Consider the following 15,939-nt stretch of genomic DNA (forward strand, 5'->3'; position numbering starts at 1 on the left):
CGATGTACGATCAATTCTACGGCTTCACCGGACGCCCGTTCCAGCTGACGCCCGATCCCGCTTTCTATTTCGAGAGCGGAACGCACCGCAAGGCGATGTCCTACCTTGGCTATGGGCTGGCGCAGGGCGAAGGCTTCATCGTCATCACCGGCGATGTCGGCGCGGGTAAGACGACGCTGGTCGGCCATTTGATGAACACGATCGATCCGAACCGGCTGACCGCGGTCAAGCTGGTGTCGACACAGGTCGAGGGCGACGATCTGCTGCGCCTTGTTGCCGAACAATTCGGCATCGAATGGGAAGGGCAGAGCAAGGCCGAACTGCTGCGCGCGATGGAGCAATATCTGCGCGAACAGGCGCGCGCCGGCCGCCGCACGCTGTTGATCGTCGACGAGGGGCAGAATCTCGCGATCTCGGCGCTCGAAGAGCTGCGGATGCTGTCGAACTTCCAGCTTGGCGGCCATTCGCTTTTGCAGATCTTCCTGCTCGGCCAGCCCGAGTTCCGCCAGACGCTGTTTCATTCGCCGACGCTGGAACAATTGCGCCAGCGCGTGATCGCGACGCACCATCTCGACCCGATGGAGCCTGAAGAAGTCGAACCCTATATCCTCCACCGCCTCGGCAAGGTGGGCTGGACGGGCAACCCGAGCTTCAGCCCCGACAGTTTCGAGCTGATGTATGATTATAGCGAAGGTGTGCCGCGCAAGCTCAACGTCCTCGTCAGTCGCCTGCTGCTGTTCGGCGCGGTCGAGGAACTCAACCGCATCAACGCCCAACATGTCCGCAATGTGATTGCCGAGATCGAATCGGACCGCGGCATCGACGAGGCGAGCCTTGCGCCGCTGCCGGTCGAGGAGGTGGTGGCGCAAGCCGCAACGGCGAGCGCGCCGCACGCCGCCGTGCCGCACGAATGGCCGGTGGCAAGCGCAGAGCGCGCGCCCTTCGCGGCGCCCGCGACAGACGCCGCTGCGCCGGCAGTCGCGGTTCCGCGGGATACGGCGCAGTTCGATGCGCTGCACGCGCAGATTTCGGCGCTAGAGACGCGGATTGCCGAACAGGACGAAGCGCTGCGGCGGGTTCTCGATCTGCTGATCGAATGGGTCGAGCGCGATCCCGAAAACGCCCCCAACCCCGCAAAATCGCAGGTTTGGGCGGCCTGACGGCAGCGCCGATTTCGGCTATGCGACCGGCAGAGGTGATGGACGATGCAGAACGGCCTGTCGGTCGATGTCGAGGACTGGTTCCAGGTTGGCGCCTTTGAGCGCACGATCGATCGCGCCGACTGGCCGGCGCTCGAATGCCGGGTCGAGGCGAATTGCGATGCGGTTTTGCACCTGTTCGCCGAGGCCGGGGTTCGGGGCACATTCTTCACGCTCGGCTGGGTCGCCGAACGCTATCCCGCGCTGATCCGGCGGATCGTCGATGCGGGGCACGAGCTTGCGAGCCACGGCTATGATCACAAGCGCGTGTTCCAGATGACGGCCGGCGAATTCGCCGCCGACCTTGAAAAGACGCGCACCATCCTCGAAAATCTCGGCGGCCAGCCTGTGCGCGGCTATCGCGCACCCAGCTTTTCGGTCGATGCGCGCACGCCCTGGGCGCATGCCGTCCTTGCCGAACAGGGCTATGCCTATTCGAGCAGCGTCGCGCCGGTGGTGCACGATCATTATGGCTGGGCGCAAAGCCCGCGCCATGCTTGGCAGCCGCTTCCCGACAGCGCGCTGATCGAATGGCCGGTGACGACCGCGCGCTTCGCGGGCCGGACGCTTGCCGCGGGCGGGGGCGGTTTCATGCGACTGCTTCCTTATGGTTTCACGCGCTGGGCGATCGAGCGGATGAATCGCGAAGGGCATCCCGCGATCCTGTATTTCCACCCGTGGGAGATCGACCCCGGTCAGCCGCGCGTTGCCGATGCGCCGCTGCGGTCGAAGGTCCGGCATTATACTGGCCTCTCCGCGATGGCGGGCAAGCTGAAGAAGCTGCTCGACGATTTCGAATGGACGCGCGCCGATGCGTTGCTTGCGGCGCAGCAGGAGCGCGCCCGGCCGTGGCGCGCCGCGGCGTGAACGCACCCGTCAAAACGATGAGCGACGCCTTTGCCGGTGCGCCACTTGCGGACGCGGCGGCGTGGGACGCCTATGTCGCCGCGCACCCCGATGCGACCCCCTTTCATACGCGCGCCTGGTGCGAAGCGATCACGAAGGCCACGGGGCACCGCTGCCATCTCGTCACGGCGCGCGATGCGCACGGCGCGCTGACGGGGCTCGTCCCGCTGCACCATGTCCGCTCGCCGCTGTTCGGACAGGCGCTGGTCGGCAGCGGCTTCGCCGTCGACGGCGGGCTGCTGGCGGACGATGCAGCGGTTGCCGCCACCCTGGCCAAGGGCGCCGCCGACCTGGCCCGCGCGCTCGGCGTTCCGTCGGTCGAACTGCGCGGCGGTCCGCTGCCCGAAGGCAAGGGGTGGCGCTGCGAAGACGATGTCTACGCCGGCTTCACGCGTGACCTCGCCGCCGATGACGAAGCCGAATTGCTCGCCGTCCCGCGCAAGCAGCGCGCCGAGGTGCGCAAGGCGCTGGCGGGCGATCTGTCGGTGAGCACGGGGCGCGATGCCACCGAGCGGCGCGACCATTACCGCATCTACGCGACGAGCGTTCGCAACCTCGGCACGCCGGTCTTTCCGAAGGCGCTGTTCGATGCGGTGCTCGACGCCTTTGGCGAGGATGCCGACATATTGACCGTGAGCGTCGACGGCCGACCGGTGGCGAGCGTGCTCAGCCTCTATTGGCGCGGCACGGTGATGCCCTATTGGGGCGGCGGGACGGCGGAAGCGCGCGGGCTGCGCGCCAACGAGCTGATGTATTACGCGCTGATGGGGCATGCCCGCGCGCGCGGCTGCACCCGTTTCGATTTCGGCCGTTCGAAGCTTGGCACCGGGCCCTTCGCCTACAAGAAGAATTGGGGGTTCGAACCCCGCCCGCTGGCCTATGCGCGCTGGCTCGCGCCAGGCCGGGCGCCGCGCGACACCAACCCGAACAGCGCCAAATACCGGTTGCAGGTCGACCTGTGGAAGAAGCTGCCACTGTGGGCGGCCAACCGCATCGGGCCGCTGATCGCGCGCGGATTGGGGTGACCGGCGCGATGGCCGAAATCCTGTTCCTGGTTCACCGCGCGCCCTGGCCACCCGACCGCGGCGACCGGATACGCAGCTGGCACATGTTCGAGGCGCTGCGCAAGCTGGCGCCCGTCCATGTCGCGGCGCTCGCCGACGATGCGAACGAGGCCGAAACGGCGCGGGCGAAAATGGCGCCGCTTTGTAAAAGCCTGTGCATCGACGCGCGCCGCGCCTCGCGGCCCATCGCGCTCGCGCAGGCGGTGCTGCGCGGCGAGCCGGTGTCGAACCGGCTGTTCCGCAGCGGCGTGGTCGCCTCCTACGTCGATGCCTTGCTGGCAACCGGGCGCATTACCCATATCGTCGCCTTCTCCGGCCAGATGGCGCAATATCTTCCGGCGCGCTTCGACGGACCGGTCATCATGGATTTTGTCGACGTCGATTCGGCCAAATTCGCGACCTATGCCGAACAGGACAGGCGCCAGCCGATGAACTGGGTTCACCGGCGCGAAGCGGCAAAGCTCGGCGCCTATGAAGCGAAAGTCGCACGTTCGGTCGATACCAGCCTGTTCGTCAGCGAGGCGGAGGCGGCGCTGTTCCGGACGCGCAGCGGCCTTGGCGGCGACATCGCCGTCGCGGTCGAAAATGGCATCGACACCGACCGTTTCGACCCGGCGCAGGATTTCGCGGCGGTGGATGAAGGCGATGGGCCGCTGGCGGTGTTCACCGGGCAGATGGACTATCGCCCCAATATCGACGCGGTGAGCTGGTTTGCGGCGGCGGTGCTGCCGCTGCTGCGCCAGCGCGAACCGCGGGCGCGCTTTGCGATCGTTGGCCGTGCGCCGACCGAAGAGGTGCGGCTGCTCGCCCGGCTGCCCGGCGTTGCCGTCACCGGCGAAGTCCCCGACGTGCGCCCGTGGCTCGCCGCCGCCGATGTCGTCGTTGCGCCGCTGCTGCTCGCGCGGGGGGTGCAGAACAAGCTGCTCGAAGCGATGGCGATGGCGCGGCCGGTCGTCGCGAGCGCCGCCGCCGCGACCGGGATCGACGCGGTCGAGGGTGACCATCTGCTCGTCGCCGACGGAGCCGCTGCGATGGCGGACGCAATCGCGCGCCTGTTCGCCGATCCGGGTTCCGCGGCGCAGATGGGCGCCCGCGCCCGCGATCGGATGATCGCGCGCTACGGGTGGGACGCGCGGCTGGAACCGCTCGGCGATTTGCTGGGGCTTCCGGAATGACCGCCCGGCCGATCGCATCGGCGCGCGGCTGGTCCCTGTGGCAGCGGCATCTCGCCGCGCTTGGCGCGCTCGCGGCGGCAATCCTGCTGTTGTTCGCGCGCGATGCCGCCGACATGGCGGGCATCTGGTGGCATAGTTCGACATTCACCCATTGCCTGTTGATGGTGCTGATGATCGGCTGGCTGGTGCAGCAGCGCTGGCCACAACTGCGCACGCTCGCTCCGGCCTGGTGGTGGCCGGGCACGATCTGGCTGGCGGGCGGCGGTTTCGTCTGGCTGGTGGGCGAGGCGGCGGGCGTCGGCCTGTTCCGGCAGTTGGGGCTTGTCCTGATGCTGCAGGGTGCGGTCGGTGCGGTGCTCGGTGAAAAGCTCGTGCGCGCGCTTCTCTTCCCGCTTGGCTATGCGCTGCTGCTCGTACCCTTCGGCGAGGAACTGGTACCGCTGCTCCAGACGCTGACGGCGCGGATCAGCGTCGTCCTGCTTCATCTGTCGGGGCTCGACGCGGCGATCGAGGGCGTGTTCATCACCACGCGCGCCGGCTTCTTCGAGGTGGCGGAGGCCTGTTCGGGGGTCAATTTCCTGATCGCGATGCTCGCCTATTCGGTGTTCGCTGCGCATCTCTGTTTCAAAAGCTGGACGCGTCGGATCGTCTTCGTTGCAGCGGCGCTCGCGACGACCGTCGCCGCCAATGCGCTGCGCGCCTATGGTACGATGGTCGCCGCCGAAATCTGGGGGATCGAGGCCGCGGGGGGCATCGACCATGTCTTCTATGGCTGGATATTCTTCGGGATCGTGATCCTGATCGTGATGCTGGTCGCGCGGCGCTGGTTCGACCGGCCCGCGAACGACGTGGCGGTCGACATCACCGGGCTGAATGCGCCGCCGCGCTTTGTCGGTCCGACGCCGGCGGTTCTGGCGCTCGCCTTCGCGCTGCCGCTCGCCTTTTTGGGGTGGGCCGCGCTGATTGGGGGCCGCGCAGCGCCGCTGCCCGCGACGATGGCGGTGGCGCCGCCGCCGGGCTGGCACGACGCAGCGAGCGAGGGCGCCGCCTGGCATCCGCGCTTCGACGGTGCCGACCGCCGGTTGGTCCGGCATTTCGTCGATGCCGCAGGACGCCGCGTCACGGTCGCGATCGGAGGCTATGAACGGCAGGCCGAAGGCCGCGAGGTCGTCGGTTTCGGTCAGGGCGCGATCGACCCCGACAGCAAATGGGCGTGGAGCGCGGCGCTGCCCGCGGTCGACGGCGCCAAGACCGAGCGGCTGCTTCATCCCGGCCCGGTGCTGCGCGACGCTGCGACCTGGTATGTCGTCGACGGCCGCGCGACGGGCAGCGCGCGCGCCGCGAAACTGGCCGAACTCAGGGCGCGGCTGCTCGGCGGCGATCCGCGCGCGCTGGCGCTGATTCTGACGGCGGAGGAGCGCGCGGGCGGCCGCGATGCGATCGCAGATTTCCTTTCCGCGTCGGGCGGAGCGCAGGCGATGGCTGACCGCGCGCTGAAACTGCGCTAGGGCTGCTTCCCATATGTGTGGGATCGCGGGCATTTATCATCTGGAGACGGCCAAGCCCGTCGATCCCGCGCGGCTGCGCGCGATGCTGCATCCCATGAGTCATCGCGGTCCCGACGGATCGGGCGAATGGACCGCACCGGGCGTCGGGCTGGGGCATCTGCGGCTGTCGATCATCGATATCGAAGGCAGCCCGCAGCCGATGGCGAGCGACGACGAGGCGGTGACGATCAGCTTCAACGGCGAGATCTATAATTTCCGGCAGTTGCGCGCCGAACTCGAAGACCGTGGCCACCGCTTTCGCACCAGCGGCGATACCGAGGTGATTCTGGCGGCGTGGCGGCAGTGGGGTCCGGATTGCCTGTCGCGGCTCAACGGCATGTTCGCCTTTGCAATTCACGACCATCAGCGGGGTTGCCTGTTCCTGGCGCGCGACCGGCTGGGCGTGAAGCCGCTGCATTTCGCGCGGCTGTCGGACGGATCGATCGCCTTTGCGTCCGAACTCAAGGGCCTGCTGCGGCATCCGCTGCTGCGGCGCGAGGCCAATCTGTCGGCGGTCGAGGACTTTCTGGCGCTCGGCTATGTGCCCGACGACAATTGCATGATGGCAGGCGTCAGCAAATTGGGCGCGGGCCATTATCTGCTGCTCGAACGCGGCAAGCCGTTTCCGGCCCCGACCTGCTGGTGGTCGCCCGATTTTTCGAACCGCATCCGCGCCAGCGAAGGCGAGGCGGCCGAGCATCTCGTCCATCTGATGCGCGCCGCGGTCACCGACCGCATGGTCGCCGACGTGCCGCTCGGCGCGTTTCTGTCGGGCGGCGTCGATTCGAGCGCGGTGGTGGCGCTGATGGCCGAGGCGAGCGCGAAAGCGGTCAAGACCTGCACCATCGGTTTCGATCAGGCAGCGCTCGACGAAACGGCCTATGCGGCGACGATCGCGGACCGCTTCGCAACCGACCACCGCACCCGCACCGTCGCGGCCGCCGATTTCGCGCTGGTCGACCGCATCGCCGACATGTTCGACGAACCCTTCGCCGACGCGAGCGCGCTGCCGACCTATCGCGTCTGCGAACTGGCGCGCGAAGAGGTGACGGTCGCGCTGTCGGGAGACGGCGCCGATGAGGCGTTTGCGGGCTATCGCCGGCTGGTCTTCCATCATCAGGAGGAACGGTTGCGGTCGCTGATCCCCGCCGTGCTGCGGCGCAATCTTCTGGGGCCGCTCGCCCGCATCTGGCCGCAGATGGACTGGGCGCCGCGCCCGCTGCGCGCCCGTGCGACACTAGCCAGCCTGTCGAAGAGTGGCGCCGAAGGCTACGCCGAAGCGGTTGGCGTCACCGGCCCGGACCAGCGCGCGCGATTGTTCAACGATGCCGCGATCCGCGCGCTCGGCGATCATGTCGCGGAAACGCGCTATTGGCAGGCGATGGCCGAGGCGCCGGCGCGCGAACGGCTCGACCGCGCGCAATATGCCGATCTCAAGATCTGGCTGCCCGGCGACATTTTGACCAAGACCGACCGGATGAGCATGGCGGTCAGCCTGGAAGCCCGCGAGCCGCTGCTCGATTACCGGCTCGTCGAATTCGCAGCCTCGCTCCCCGCCGCGATGCGGGTGAAGGGCGGGACGGGGAAAGCGATCCTGAAACAGGCGATGGAGCGCTATCTGCCGCACGACATTTTGTACCGGCCCAAGATGGGGTTCGTGACGCCGGTGTCGCACTGGTTCCGCGGCGCGCTGACCGAACAGGCGCGCGCGCTTGCCCATTCGGGAACACTTGCGCGGGCGGGATGGTTCGACATGGCGGAGATCGAACGCGTTGTCGTCGCGCACCAGTCGGGCCGCCGCGATCATGGGCGGCTGATCTGGCAATTTTTCATGCTGGAAAAGTCGCTGGCGAAGCTTTTTGGTATCTAGTTTCTCGGCGGCGCGCGTGGTGCGAAGCCGCTGAATCGCCACCGCTTCTTAACAACTCGCTGCTAGGCTCGCCGCCGATGACGGTGCATCCCGCCTTTCCGACCCATGCCGCCGAAGCCGCGCCGCTGACCGTTCGTGTTGTCGAGCCGCTCGCGTTGTCGGACGATCTTGCCGCGGCCTGGGACGGCTTGGCCGCGGCGGCGAGCGAGCCCAATCCCTTCGTCGAACGCTGGTGCCTGCAATCGGCGCTGCACCTGCTCGATCCCGAGCGGCAGGCGCGGCTGGTGATGGTGATGACGGGCAGCGACGGGCCGCTGATCGGCGTGATGCCGCTGGCGCCCGCCGCCCGCTACGGCCCGCTGCCGCTCCGCCATGTTGTCGGCTGGGCGCATCCCAATCATTTTCACGGCGCCCCGCTGGTGCGCGCGGGCTACGAGACGCTTTTCTGGTCGATCCTGCTTGGCTGGTGCGATGCTGCGCCGTGGGCGCAAACGCTGGTTCAGGTGTCGCGATTGACCGAAGACGGCCCGCTGCATCGCGCGCTGGCCGAAGTCGTGCGCGGTCGCGGCGACGAGGCCGAAGCGGTCCACCGCGAGGAGCGCGCGCTGCTCGAAAGCGACCTGTCGCCGGCCGCCTATTGGGAAGCCGCCATGCGCGGCAAGAAGCGCAAGGAATTGCGGCGCCAGGCCAACCGCCTTGCCGAACTGGGGCCGCTGGCGTTCCGCCAGTGGCGCAGCGGCGACGCGATCGAGGGCTGGATCGATGCTTTCCTCGACCTCGAAGCGCGCGGCTGGAAGGGGCGCGCGGGGTCGGCGCTTGCGAGCCAGAGCGAAACCGAGGCCTGGTTCCGCGCGATCCTTGCCGCAGCGGCCCAGGCGGGCCGGCTCGACATGCGCGCGCTCGATCTTGGCGAGCGGCCGATCGCGCTGCTGATCAATTTCGTGACGCCACCAGGCGCCTTTTCCTTCAAGACCGCCTTCGACGAGGAATATGCCCGCTTCTCGCCCGGCGTGCTGCTTCAGCAGGCGAATCTCGACATTCTCGGCGACGTGCGCGTCGCATGGGTCGACAGCTGCGCGGCGCCCGATCATCCGATGATCGACAGCGTCTGGCGCGAACGGCGCCGGCTGGTGTGGATCAACGCGCCCCTGTCGGGCGCCTCGGATCGCTGGCGCTTTCGCGCGCTGGCGCGTGCCGAGAAAATCTGGCGCCGTCTGAAGCGCGCCGCCCCCAAACCGCCGATCGAACAGGATCCGTCATGACCGCGCAATCCGCCGACCAAGTTCGTGTCTTTCCGCCCGAAACGCTGGAGCGTATGACCGCGCTCTATCCGGCGCAGGCGGGGCTGCTGCACCACCGCCTGCCCGACCATCCGTTGCTCTCGCTCGATGCGCTGGCGGCGCTCGCCGACACTTTGCCGGGGTCGCAGGTCGAATATAATCCGGGCGATCTGCCTGTCGGTATCCGGCCCGAGGATGTGCCATCGAACGGGCTGTCGATTGCCGAAACGATCCGCACCATCGACAGCAACCGCAGTTGGGCGGTACTCAAGAATATCGAAACGGTCGATGCCTATCGGGCGCTGTTGATGGACCTGCTCGGCGAGCTGGAACCCATTGTTTCGCCGCGCACCGGCGCGATGCTGACGCCGCAGGGGTTCGTCTTCATCTCGTCGCCGGGATCGATCACGCCCTATCACTTCGATCCCGAGCACAACATCCTGCTCCAGCTTCGCGGCAGCAAGGTGATGCACGTCTGGCCTGCGGGCGACGAACGCTTTGCCCACCGGATCGAGCACGAGCGCTACCACACCGGCGGTCACCGCAACCTGCCGTGGGATGATGGCTTTGAAGGCGCCGAACAGGCGGTCCCGCTCGCGCCGGGCGATGCGGTGCTGATGCCGGTGATGGCGCCGCATTATGTCCGCAACGGCGACGCGCCCTCGATCTCGCTCTCGATCACCTGGCGCAGCGAATGGAGCTACCGCGAATCCGAAGCCCATGCCGCCAACGCCGCGCTGCGCCGGATGGGATTGAACCCCGCAATGCCGCCACGCTGGCCGAGCTATGCCCGGGCAAAGACCGTCGGCTGGCGTGTCGCGCGCAAGCTGAAACTCGTGTCCTGACGCCGCGGCGACAGATGGCTTTCAATTGCGCGCATTTGGAGCTATGGGCGCGCATCCTTAAATTTCGAGCCCATAGAGGATAGATGGCGAAAGAAGAACTTCTCGAAATGCGCGGCCAGGTGGTCGAACTTCTGCCCAACGCGATGTTCCGCGTCCGGCTGGAAAACGACCATGAAATTCTGGGCCATACGGCCGGCAAGATGCGCAAGAACCGCATCCGCGTTCTGGTGGGCGACGAAGTGCTCGTCGAACTCACCCCCTATGACCTGACCAAGGGTCGGATCACCTATCGCTTCAAGTGAGCGGGGCGGCGATCTTGCCCGCACCGTCGCTCGTGCTCGCATCGACGTCGCCGCGTCGGCTCGAACTGCTGGCGCGCATCGGTCTCGAGCCGGCGCGCATTGCGGCTCCCGACATCGATGAAACCCCGCTGAAGGGCGAACTGCCGCGCGCCTATGTCGCGCGCCTCGCCGAGAGCAAGGCCCGCGCCGTCGACCGCGCGGCGGACGAGGTGGTGCTGGCGGGCGACACGACCGTCGCGGTCGGGCGCCGCATCCTCGAAAAGCCAGCCGACGAGGCCGATCTGCGCCGGATGCTCGGCCTGTTGTCGGGACGGCGCCATCATGTCTATTCGGGGGTTTGCGTCGTCGCGGCGGATGGCCGCCCGCGCGTTCGCGTCGCCGATACCGTCGTCGCCTTCAAACGGCTGACGCCCGCCGAGATCGACTGGTATGTCGCGAGCGGCGAGGGGATGGGCAAGGCCGGCGGCTATGCCATCCAGGGCAAGGCCGAGATGTTCGTGCGCTTCCTTTCGGGCAGCCATTCCAACGTCGTCGGCCTGCCGATCTTCGAGACGCGCGCGCTGCTGACGAGTGCCGGAGTGCCACTTGGCTGAGTGGCTATACGAAGCCGGCATCGGCGAGGCGCGGGCCGCGCTAATCGAAGACGGTCATATTATCGAAGCGCGGATCGAACGCGAGGGCGAGCGGCCGCGCGTCGGTGCTATTATCACCGGGCGGTTGATCGAACCGGGGGTGGTGCGGCTCGACCTGCCGGGCGACCCCGTCGCGACCGTGGCGGCAAGGGGCGTTCCGCTCGGCACGCGGCTGGCGGTCGAGATCACGCGCATGGCGCTGCGCGAGCGCGGCCGCGACAAGCCCGCGCGCGGTCGGCTTAGCGACGCCGAGCCGGATGACGGTCCCGACCTGCGCGCGCGCATCGCCGCGAGCGGCCTGCCGGTGACCGACCTGGCGCCGACCGGTCCCGACCGGCTTGAGGAAGCGGGCTGGTCCGATCTGATCGATCATGTTCGCACCGGCCATTGGCCTTTCGCCGGCGGCGCGCTGTGGGTCGATGCCACGCCGGCGATGCTGCTCATCGACATCGACGGCGACGGCGATCCGCTGGCGCTGGCGCAGGCCGGCGCGGCAGCTGCGGCGCATGTTGTACGCTGCTGCGATATCGGCGGTTCGATCGGCATCGATTTTCCCTCGCTGCCGGGCCGCGCCGAGCGGCGGGCGGTCGATGGCTGGGTCGATGCGTATTTCCCGCAGCCGTTCGAGCGCACCGGGACCAACGGGTTCGGCTTTCTGCAGATCATCCGGCGCCGCGAGCGCCCGTCGCTGATCGAACAGGTCCGCTTCGATCCCGTGGCGACCGACGCCGCGCTGCTGTTGCGCCAGGCAGAGCGCGCGGTTGGTGCCGGACCGCTGCAACTCACGGCGCGACCGGCCGTTGCCCAATGGATCGGCGCGCACCCGCACTGGAGCGCGCTGCTCGAACGGCGCACCGGGCGCGCGGTTGCGATTGCCGCCGATGCGCAAGTGAAAGGAACGGGCCATGCCCAGTAATGCCGCCGCCAGATCGCGCCGCTGCCCCTTGTGCGGCAAGCCGCGCGACGAGGCTTACAAGCCCTTTTGCAGCCGCGGCTGCCGCGACCGCGACCTCAATCGCTGGTTCGACGAAGGCTATCGCGTACCGGTCGATCAGGCGCCCGACGGGGGCCTCGACGGCGACCGTTTCGAGGATGAATGACAGGAAGAAATTTGCGCAACAAAGGCTCTGGACAGGATCGAAACCCCTGCCTATAGCCGCGGCTCCCGAACAGGCCGCACGGCCTTGTGGAGCCCCTGCCCGGGTAGCTCAGTTGGTAGAGCATGCGACTGAAAATCGCAGTGTCGGTGGTTCGATCCCGCCCCCGGGCACCACGGTCCCTTGGCGACCGATCCGGAACATCTTGAAACCGAGATAATATTCCTGCGATGGCTCGCGTGGCTCGTCGGCGCGGCGTGGCGCGTCATGCCGCTCGGTTCCGATCCGAAAATTCCCGGCCAGCTTTCTGTGGGCGCGTGCATGGCGCGATATCCCGGGCCGGGGCGGGGGTGCCATGCGGCAATCGCTTGCCAAGGCTCTGGCGCGCGGCTAAAGGCCGCCCATTCGGACAGATGCGCCGTTTTCCTTCCGCCTTTCGCCGACATGCTCGGCGAGGGTGGGCGGACTATTGCCTGAAGCCGTGCTTGACGCGGCGGGGGCGGCAACCCATCTGGCCGTGAACTGAGACGCATGAAGGACGGGACGATCGATATGGCGAGGCCCAAAATTGGCGAATTCGTCAACCAGGTAAAGGCGGAAGCCGGCAAGATCGTGTGGCCGACGGGCCGCGAGACGATGCAGACGACGATCATGGTTCTGATCATGACGATCCTGCTGTCGCTGTTCTTCTTCGGCGTTGACACGGTATTCAAGCTGATCGTCGGCTGGCTGACGTCGCTCGCGGGCTGATCCGCGCTTCACACCCAATTTCAGGACAGGACACGCACAGATGGCGCGCTGGTACATCATTCACGCCTATTCGGGTTTCGAGAACAAGGTTCGCGATTCGGTCGTCACCGAAGCCGAGCGCCTTGGCCTCAGCGATTTCGTCGAGGCGGTCGAAGTGCCCGTCGAAACGGTGACCGAGGTCAAGCGCGGCAAGAAGGTTCAGTCCGAACGCAAATTCTTCCCCGGCTATGTGCTCGCCAAGCTGACGATGACCGACGATGTCTATCACCTCGTCAAGAATACGCCGAAGGTTACGGGCTTCCTGGGGTCGTCGGGCAAGCCCCAGCCGATCAGCGAAGCCGAAGCCGCGCGTATCCTGAACAGCAAGGAAGAAGCCGCTGCGCGCCCGAAGACCGAGATTCGCGTCGATTACGAAATCGGCGATCAGGTCAAGGTACTCGAAGGCCCGTTCGCGAGCTTCAACGGCGTGGTCGAAGAACTCGATTTCGACAAGGCGCGCGTCAAGGTCAGCGTATCGATCTTCGGCCGTGCGACGCCGGTCGAGCTCGATTTCGAGCAGGTCGAACGGATGAAGTGATGGCCGTGGGCCGTCGCTTTTCGCAGCACGGGATAATTGCATGAGTCTGAGTCAGGACGAGATTCAGGCCCGTGTTGCGCGCGCCCGCGAAATCAACGCGGGTGTTGCGGCCGAGAAGGTCGTCGCGGCGGTCGCGCGGCTGTTCGATCTCGACCCCGTGCCCGGCGTCGAGGATGAATTTACCTATCCCGCCCTTGCGACCACCGCGCGCGACCGGATTTTCGGCGGGCAGGTCATCGCGCAGGCGATGTTCGCGGCGTCGCGCACGGTCGAGACCGGAAAGCAGGTGCATTCGCTCCACGCATATTTCCTGCGTGGCGGCGACGAAACCAAACCGCTGCATTTCCGCATCCACCGCGATTTCGACGGGCGCAGCTTTTCGAACCGCCGTGTCGTCGTGCGCCAGGACGGCAAGGTGATCTTCAACCTGACCGCATCGTTCCAGATTCCGGCGAAAGGGCTGTCGCATCAGGTGCCGATGCCCGACCTGCTGCCGCCCGAGCAGTGCTGGGACTTCACCGATTTCATCGCTGCCGATCCCAATATTTCGGACCGCCATCTTGCCCATATGGCGCGGCGGCGGCCGTTCGAGGTGCGCAGCTATCGCCCGCCGGCTTCGGCCAAGGCGACGCAGCATTACCAGTGGTTCCGCGTCGCCGCGCCGATCGGCGACGATCCGCTGCTCCATCGCGGTTTCCTCGCTTTCGCATCCGACATGGGGCTTTTGTCGTCGGCGATGCTGCCGCACGGCGTCAACTTCTGGACGCCGGGCATGGTGTCGACCAGCCTCGATCATGCGATGTGGTTCCACGACGATATTCGCGTCGACGACTGGTTCGTGTTCGTGATGGACAGCCCGTGGACGGGCGGTGACCGCGGGCTGTGCCGCGGATCGATCTATCGCCAGGACGGCACGCTGATCGCAACCGTGGTGCAGGAAGGCCTGGTACGCTATCGCCCGGATGCCGCGCGATAGCGATTGCGCGGACCGCAGAGGGGGCTGCTTTTCGGATGGGAACAGACGGCACGGCCATCGGACGATTGAAGCAGCTTGACGGTGTGCGCGGGCTTGCCGCCTGCGCCGTCGCCTTCGGATATCATTCCAAGATATTGTTCGAACGCGCTGTTTTCGAAGACGGCTGGGGCGGTCCGGTAGCAGCGTGGCTGCGTGACAATGGCTGGACCGCAGTAGACCTGTTCTTCCTGCTATCGGGTTTCGTCTTCGCGCATGTTTACCGCTTCGGCGAGTCGCTGCAGTCGACGCGCGCACTTGCCGATTTCACCGTGGCGCGTATCGCGCGCCTCTACCCGCTTCACCTGTTCATGCTCGTCTGCTGCGCTGCAACCTTCTGGTGGATGCCGTATAACAACGTCGGTACCTTCATTGCGCATCTGTTCATGCTGCAGGTGTTTACGGAGCCGGTCGCGCGCACCTTCGATGGTCCATCCTGGTCGATCTCGGTCGAGGTTTTTTGCTATATTCTTTTCGCGGCGGCGGCTTTCGCGGGGCGACGGGCGGTCCTTACGGTCGCTTGCACCGCGATTCTGGCGAGCGGTATAGTGCTTCTTTTCGACGGGCACGCGGGCCAGCCGCTTACCTCCGCCAACAGCATCGCGCGTGGCGGCTTCGGCTTTTTCATCGGTGTGCTGCTGTGGCGCTACCGCGACCGTTTTGCGCGCGTTCCGGCGCTGGTGCTCGTGGCGATCGCCGTGGCGGGACTCCTGATCCCGACCGGGACAGCCAATCCGGTGCTGCCGCTCACCGCGCTGACCTGGCCGGCGGCGTTAATCTTGGCGCTGCGGACGCGCTTCATGGGAACAGCGCCGCTCGTGTGGCTCGGCGACCGCAGCTATTCGATCTATCTCGTCAATATTCCCGTCGCGGACGTGCTGTTGCGCGTCGCTGGCAAGTTCCGTGATTGGGACTACGGCCTGCTTTCGGCGCATATCCTCTTCGTCGCGATCGTCATGCTGCTGTCCGAATTCACCTATCGCTACATCGAACGTCCTGGCCAGCGGATGATCCGCGATCGCTGGAAGAGCCGGCGCGGCCAGCAGGCGGCCGCCGCCGTCTGATCGCGCCGCGCGGCGCGTCTTTCCTTGCATTTCGGGCGAAAGCCCGCTAACGGCCGCGCTTCGCGATCGCCCTCCTTTGGAACGGCGGCGTGATTCCGCGCGGGAGGAGGGCTGATAACCCTCTGCTTGACCGCTTATTTTGAGCCCCGGATCTGTCCGGGGCGACAGAAAGAAAGGAGGCCATCATGGCCAAGAAGATCAGCGGCTATATCAAGCTGCAGGTGCCCGCCGGCACCGCCAACCCCTCGCCGCCGCTCGGGCCGGCGCTGGGTCAGCGCGGCGTCAACATCATGGAATTCTGCAAGGCGTTCAACGCCGCGACCGACGGCATGGACAAGGGCACCCCGACCCCGACCATCATCACCGTCTTTGCGGACAAGAGCTTCTCGTTCGTCACCAAGACGCCCCCGGCGACCTACCTCATCAAGAAGGCCGCGAACCTGAAGTCGGGTTCGAAGGAGCCCGGCAAGATCAGCGGCGGCAAGATCGCGCGCTCGAAGCTCGCCGAGATCGCCGAGATCAAGATGAAGGATCTGAACGCCAACGACATCGAACAGGCGACCAAGATCATCGAAGGCAGCGCCCGCTCGATGGGCCTCGAAGTGACGGAGGGCTGAAC

The 15,939-nt window shown here is 66.7% G+C and carries 17 protein-coding genes and 1 tRNA gene; all 18 read left to right on the top strand.

Annotated elements, in window-relative coordinates:
- Nucleotides 1-2: 2 nt before the first annotated feature.
- Nucleotides 3-1,160, top strand: a complete 1,158-nt coding sequence (locus MU856_RS02305; RefSeq protein WP_234179411.1) for an XrtA/PEP-CTERM system-associated ATPase — start codon at nucleotides 3-5, stop codon at nucleotides 1,158-1,160.
- 45 nt (nucleotides 1,161-1,205) lie between these two features.
- The gene (locus MU856_RS02310) at nucleotides 1,206-2,066 is read left to right on the top strand and encodes an XrtA system polysaccharide deacetylase (protein WP_234179413.1); all 861 of its coding nucleotides are present in this window, start codon (nucleotides 1,206-1,208) and stop codon (nucleotides 2,064-2,066) included.
- A 17-nt stretch (nucleotides 2,067-2,083) separates the two neighbouring features.
- Complete coding sequence (locus MU856_RS02315) at nucleotides 2,084-3,130, top strand: FemAB family XrtA/PEP-CTERM system-associated protein (RefSeq protein ID WP_062903141.1); 1,047 nt, start codon at nucleotides 2,084-2,086, stop codon at nucleotides 3,128-3,130.
- Nucleotides 3,131-3,138: 8 nt separating this feature from the next.
- A complete protein-coding gene (locus tag MU856_RS02320) occupies nucleotides 3,139-4,344 on the top strand; it encodes a TIGR03087 family PEP-CTERM/XrtA system glycosyltransferase (protein WP_062903140.1) in 1,206 nt (401 codons plus the stop codon).
- Nucleotides 4,341-5,852: an EpsI domain-containing exosortase gene (locus MU856_RS02325; RefSeq protein WP_062901982.1), complete on the top strand. Its 1,512-nt coding sequence runs from the start codon at nucleotides 4,341-4,343 to the stop codon at nucleotides 5,850-5,852. Before MU856_RS02320 ends, MU856_RS02325 begins: the two co-directional genes overlap by 4 nt.
- A 13-nt stretch (nucleotides 5,853-5,865) precedes the next feature.
- Nucleotides 5,866-7,761 (top strand): XrtA/PEP-CTERM system amidotransferase, encoded by a 1,896-nt coding sequence (locus MU856_RS02330; RefSeq protein WP_263588284.1) that lies wholly within the window; start codon nucleotides 5,866-5,868, stop codon nucleotides 7,759-7,761.
- Between the two features lie 77 nt (nucleotides 7,762-7,838).
- Nucleotides 7,839-9,023, top strand: coding sequence for a GNAT family N-acetyltransferase (locus MU856_RS02335; RefSeq protein ID WP_062901984.1), 1,185 nt, complete (start codon nucleotides 7,839-7,841; stop codon nucleotides 9,021-9,023).
- Entirely contained in the window at nucleotides 9,020-9,886 is an 867-nt protein-coding gene (locus MU856_RS02340) for a cupin-like domain-containing protein (protein ID WP_062901985.1), read from the top strand. The genes MU856_RS02335 and MU856_RS02340 overlap by 4 nt, the downstream gene beginning before the upstream one ends.
- Before the next feature lie 83 nt (nucleotides 9,887-9,969).
- The gene (infA, locus tag MU856_RS02345) at nucleotides 9,970-10,188 is read left to right on the top strand and encodes a translation initiation factor IF-1 (RefSeq protein ID WP_003049127.1); all 219 of its coding nucleotides are present in this window, start codon (nucleotides 9,970-9,972) and stop codon (nucleotides 10,186-10,188) included.
- Complete coding sequence (locus tag MU856_RS02350; RefSeq protein ID WP_082819915.1) at nucleotides 10,185-10,781, top strand: Maf family protein; 597 nt, start codon at nucleotides 10,185-10,187, stop codon at nucleotides 10,779-10,781. The genes infA and MU856_RS02350 overlap by 4 nt, the downstream gene beginning before the upstream one ends.
- Nucleotides 10,774-11,736 (top strand): hypothetical protein, encoded by a 963-nt coding sequence (locus MU856_RS02355; protein ID WP_062901986.1) that lies wholly within the window; start codon nucleotides 10,774-10,776, stop codon nucleotides 11,734-11,736. The genes MU856_RS02350 and MU856_RS02355 overlap by 8 nt, the downstream gene beginning before the upstream one ends.
- On the top strand, nucleotides 11,726-11,920 hold the full coding sequence (locus tag MU856_RS02360) for a DNA gyrase inhibitor YacG (protein WP_062901987.1): 195 nt from the start codon (nucleotides 11,726-11,728) through the stop codon (nucleotides 11,918-11,920). Before MU856_RS02355 ends, MU856_RS02360 begins: the two co-directional genes overlap by 11 nt.
- 97 nt (nucleotides 11,921-12,017) lie before the next feature.
- A tRNA-Phe gene (locus MU856_RS02365) sits at nucleotides 12,018-12,093 on the top strand.
- A gap of 376 nt (nucleotides 12,094-12,469) precedes the next feature.
- Nucleotides 12,470-12,667 carry a preprotein translocase subunit SecE gene (gene secE / locus MU856_RS02370; RefSeq protein WP_040590458.1) on the top strand — a complete coding sequence of 66 codons (198 nt, stop codon included), beginning with the start codon at nucleotides 12,470-12,472 and terminating at the stop codon, nucleotides 12,665-12,667.
- Between the two features lie 40 nt (nucleotides 12,668-12,707).
- Complete coding sequence (gene nusG, locus MU856_RS02375; protein ID WP_003049140.1) at nucleotides 12,708-13,244, top strand: transcription termination/antitermination protein NusG; 537 nt, start codon at nucleotides 12,708-12,710, stop codon at nucleotides 13,242-13,244.
- Nucleotides 13,245-13,284: 40 nt separating this feature from the next.
- Nucleotides 13,285-14,220, top strand: a complete 936-nt coding sequence (locus MU856_RS02380; protein WP_062901988.1) for an acyl-CoA thioesterase — start codon at nucleotides 13,285-13,287, stop codon at nucleotides 14,218-14,220.
- Between the two features lie 65 nt (nucleotides 14,221-14,285).
- Nucleotides 14,286-15,320: an acyltransferase family protein gene (locus MU856_RS02385; protein WP_238929648.1), complete on the top strand. Its 1,035-nt coding sequence runs from the start codon at nucleotides 14,286-14,288 to the stop codon at nucleotides 15,318-15,320.
- 185 nt (nucleotides 15,321-15,505) lie between these two features.
- Nucleotides 15,506-15,937, top strand: coding sequence for a 50S ribosomal protein L11 (rplK, locus tag MU856_RS02390; protein WP_003049146.1), 432 nt, complete (start codon nucleotides 15,506-15,508; stop codon nucleotides 15,935-15,937).
- Nucleotides 15,938-15,939 lie beyond the last annotated feature (2 nt).

The sequence above is a fragment of the Sphingopyxis sp. GC21 genome (assembly GCF_025727575.1).
GTDB lineage: Bacteria > Pseudomonadota > Alphaproteobacteria > Sphingomonadales > Sphingomonadaceae > Sphingopyxis > Sphingopyxis terrae_A.

Excerpts from the sequence above, each read along its gene's own strand:
- MU856_RS02305 (WP_234179411.1), top strand. The coding sequence starts at position 3 with ATGTACGATCAATTCTACGGCTTCACCGGACGCCCGTTCCAGCTGACG.
- MU856_RS02310 (WP_234179413.1), top strand. The coding sequence starts at position 1,206 with ATGCAGAACGGCCTGTCGGTCGATGTCGAGGACTGGTTCCAGGTTGGC.
- MU856_RS02315 (WP_062903141.1), top strand. The coding sequence starts at position 2,084 with ATGAGCGACGCCTTTGCCGGTGCGCCACTTGCGGACGCGGCGGCGTGG.
- MU856_RS02320 (WP_062903140.1), top strand. The coding sequence starts at position 3,139 with ATGGCCGAAATCCTGTTCCTGGTTCACCGCGCGCCCTGGCCACCCGAC.
- MU856_RS02325 (WP_062901982.1), top strand. The coding sequence starts at position 4,341 with ATGACCGCCCGGCCGATCGCATCGGCGCGCGGCTGGTCCCTGTGGCAG.
- MU856_RS02330 (WP_263588284.1), top strand. The coding sequence starts at position 5,866 with ATGTGTGGGATCGCGGGCATTTATCATCTGGAGACGGCCAAGCCCGTC.
- MU856_RS02335 (WP_062901984.1), top strand. The coding sequence starts at position 7,839 with ATGACGGTGCATCCCGCCTTTCCGACCCATGCCGCCGAAGCCGCGCCG.
- MU856_RS02340 (WP_062901985.1), top strand. The coding sequence starts at position 9,020 with ATGACCGCGCAATCCGCCGACCAAGTTCGTGTCTTTCCGCCCGAAACG.
- infA (WP_003049127.1), top strand. The coding sequence starts at position 9,970 with ATGGCGAAAGAAGAACTTCTCGAAATGCGCGGCCAGGTGGTCGAACTT.
- MU856_RS02360 (WP_062901987.1), top strand. The coding sequence starts at position 11,726 with ATGCCCAGTAATGCCGCCGCCAGATCGCGCCGCTGCCCCTTGTGCGGC.
- secE (WP_040590458.1), top strand. The coding sequence starts at position 12,470 with ATGGCGAGGCCCAAAATTGGCGAATTCGTCAACCAGGTAAAGGCGGAA.
- nusG (WP_003049140.1), top strand. The coding sequence starts at position 12,708 with ATGGCGCGCTGGTACATCATTCACGCCTATTCGGGTTTCGAGAACAAG.
- MU856_RS02380 (WP_062901988.1), top strand. The coding sequence starts at position 13,285 with ATGAGTCTGAGTCAGGACGAGATTCAGGCCCGTGTTGCGCGCGCCCGC.
- rplK (WP_003049146.1), top strand. The coding sequence starts at position 15,506 with ATGGCCAAGAAGATCAGCGGCTATATCAAGCTGCAGGTGCCCGCCGGC.